This is a genomic window from Neopararhizobium haloflavum (assembly GCF_002750855.1).
Taxonomy (GTDB): domain Bacteria; phylum Pseudomonadota; class Alphaproteobacteria; order Rhizobiales; family Rhizobiaceae; genus Georhizobium; species Georhizobium haloflavum.
Genome location: NZ_NWUC01000028.1, coordinates 1 through 2,402 on the forward strand (window position 1 = coordinate 1; position 2,402 = coordinate 2,402).

The window sequence follows — 2,402 nt, forward strand, 5'->3', positions numbered from 1 at the left end:
TTTTTTTTTTTTTTTTTTTTTTTTTTTTTTTTTTTTTTTTTTTTTTTTTTTTTTGATAAAAGTAAATTTAATCAACAAAAAAATGTGATCCAAACGGGGATCGAAACAACAAAACATTTACTTCAGCTTCTTCTTGGGGCGGAGGTCGTTGGAGTGGCCGCACTTCTGCTTTCTGCAGTTGGTAGCACGGGGAGGGAGACGAGCATAACATTTGCGGCAGATTTGTTTGTCGCAGTTGTACTTCTGGGCCAACATTCTCAAAGATGGTTCGATAATACCACCACGAAGACGGAGCACCAGATGGAGAGTGGACTCCTTCTGGATGTTGTAGTCAGAGAGAGTGCGGCCATCTTCAAGTTGTTTTCCGGCGAAGATGAGACGTTGCTGGTCTGGGGGAATTCCTTCCTTGTCCTGGATCTTGGCCTTCACGTTCTCGATGGTATCAGAAGCCTCGACCTCCAAGGTGATGGTCTTGCCAGTGAGGGTCTTAACGAAGATCTGCATACCACCACGAAGACGGAGGACCAAGTGGAGGGTGGACTCCTTTTGGATGTTGTAGTCCGAGAGGGTGCGCCCATCTTCCAACTGTTTTCCGGCGAAGATCAATCTTTGCTGATCTGGGGGGATTCCTTCTTTGTCCTGAATCTTGGCCTTCACGTTCTCGATCGTGTCCGAAGCTTCGACTTCCAATGTGATTGTCTTTCCAGTCAACGTTTTCACGAAGATTTGCATTCCTCCTCTCAACCTCAACACCAAATGGAGTGTAGATTCCTTCTGGATGTTGTAGTCGGAAAGAGTACGGCCATCTTCGAGTTGTTTTCCGGCGAAGATCAATCTCTGTTGGTCTGGTGGGATTCCTTCCTTGTCTTGGATCTTTGCCTTGACATTCTCGATCGTGTCGCTGGCTTCAACCTCAAGAGTGATGGTCTTTCCAGTCAGGGTCTTCACGAAGATCTGCATACCACCACGAAGTCGGAGAACCAAGTGGAGGGTTGATTCCTTCTGGATGTTGTAGTCAGACAGCGTGCGACCATCTTCCAACTGCTTACCAGCAAAGATCAAACGCTGCTGATCTGGGGGAATGCCTTCCTTGTCCTGGATCTTGGCCTTGACATTTTCGATGGTGTCGGACGCCTCGACCTCAAGAGTGATGGTCTTGCCGGTCAAGGTCTTCACAAAGATCTGCATACCACCACGGAGACGGAGGACCAAGTGAAGGGTGGACTCCTTTTGGATGTTGTAGTCGGACAGGGTGCGACCATCCTCCAGTTGCTTTCCAGCGAAGATCAGACGTTGCTGGTCTGGGGGAATGCCCTCCTTGTCTTGGATCTTGGCTTTCACATTCTCGATGGTGTCGCTTCCCTCCACCTCCAAGGTGATGGTCTTGCCGGTCAAAGTCTTGACGAAAATTTGCATCTTCGGATGGAAGTTCATCTGACTTAACGCAGACGACGGGCTTCTCTCTCAGCTTCCAGAAGTGTGAGGATATCTCCTTCTCTGACTGGGCCTTTGACGTTTCTGATGATAGAACGGTTAGAGTCGTCGAGGAACTCAACGCGGACTTGAGTTACTTTAACAATTTATGAACCAAAAAATTAACAAAACAATCAGAACTTAGGCCTTCAAAGCATAGAGTCTCTTGGGAACAGTGGTGGCCTTGACATGCTGTTTGTGGGTGCGGAGAGACAATTCGTGTTTGGTAAGAGCACGACGGAGAGCCCTGGTCTTCTTATGGCGGAGATCCTTGGGAACGTACTTCTTGTTCTTGTACAGTTTTCGCAAGTTCTCTCGTTGGGATTGGTTAACAACAGTCAAAACTCGAGCGATGTTCTTTCGGATAACATTGATCTTGGCCAATTTTGAGGTAGGACCAGCAGTGACCTTTGAGACCAGGATGTTGGCCAACTCGTTCTTCTGCTCTTCCAAAACCTGGAGAAGCTCTTCCTTCTTCTTTCCGCGGAGTTCAGTCGCCTTGGCCTTGGACATGTCTAAACCCGCCTGTTTCTCTCACAATCTAGCCCTCAGAATGGCTGACTGATCGTACTCATCGAGTCGTCTGCGGGCATGTCTGGTCCTTATAACCTTGTCTCCGAACTCGTTGACCAAATCCAGCCAAAACTTCAACGACTTCTGCTCGCCCTCGAAATACGTCCGAATCTCCGGCTCCGGCTTCACAACCAGATGCGTGCAGATGTTCTGGTTGGTCACAGCGGGCCATCGAAGGTTGTCGAAGCTGGGATTCGACGTCTTAATGAAGTTGACATGGCGCTGGACCAGCACGGGGTTGTGCTTCAAATCCTCTTCGTTGAACTCGTATTTGGAGGGAATCGGGGTGTTGAAGAACTGCTTCATCTCGGAGACGTGCAGACATCCCCTTAGAGGTTGTTTGGGATCGTTGCCGA

Annotated in this window: 4 protein-coding genes; all 4 read right to left on the reverse strand. The window is 48.6% G+C overall.

Annotated features, from left to right (window positions below; all coding sequences use genetic code 11):
- Positions 1-117 precede the first annotated feature (117 nt).
- Entirely contained in the window at positions 118-1,434 is a 1,317-nt protein-coding gene (locus CN673_RS21785) for a ubiquitin-60S ribosomal protein L40 (RefSeq protein ID WP_198586089.1), read from the reverse strand.
- Positions 1,435-1,439: 5 nt separating this feature from the next.
- Positions 1,440-1,580 (reverse strand): S1 domain-containing protein, encoded by a 141-nt coding sequence (locus CN673_RS21790; RefSeq protein ID WP_099868279.1) that lies wholly within the window; start codon positions 1,578-1,580, stop codon positions 1,440-1,442.
- Positions 1,581-1,614: 34 nt separating this feature from the next.
- On the reverse strand, positions 1,615-1,986 hold the full coding sequence (rpmC, locus tag CN673_RS21795; protein WP_099868276.1) for a 50S ribosomal protein L29: 372 nt from the start codon (positions 1,984-1,986) through the stop codon (positions 1,615-1,617).
- 21 nt (positions 1,987-2,007) lie between these two features.
- A partial coding sequence (locus tag CN673_RS21800; protein ID WP_157928995.1) for an alpha/beta hydrolase family protein occupies positions 2,008-2,402 on the reverse strand: 395 nt, incomplete at its 5' end.

Bases quoted from the DNA above. Each gene is read 5' to 3' on its own strand.
- CN673_RS21785 (WP_198586089.1), bottom strand. From the start codon at position 1,434: ATGAACTTCCATCCGAAGATGCAAATTTTCGTCAAGACTTTGACCGGC.
- rpmC (WP_099868276.1), bottom strand. From the start codon at position 1,986: ATGTCCAAGGCCAAGGCGACTGAACTCCGCGGAAAGAAGAAGGAAGAG.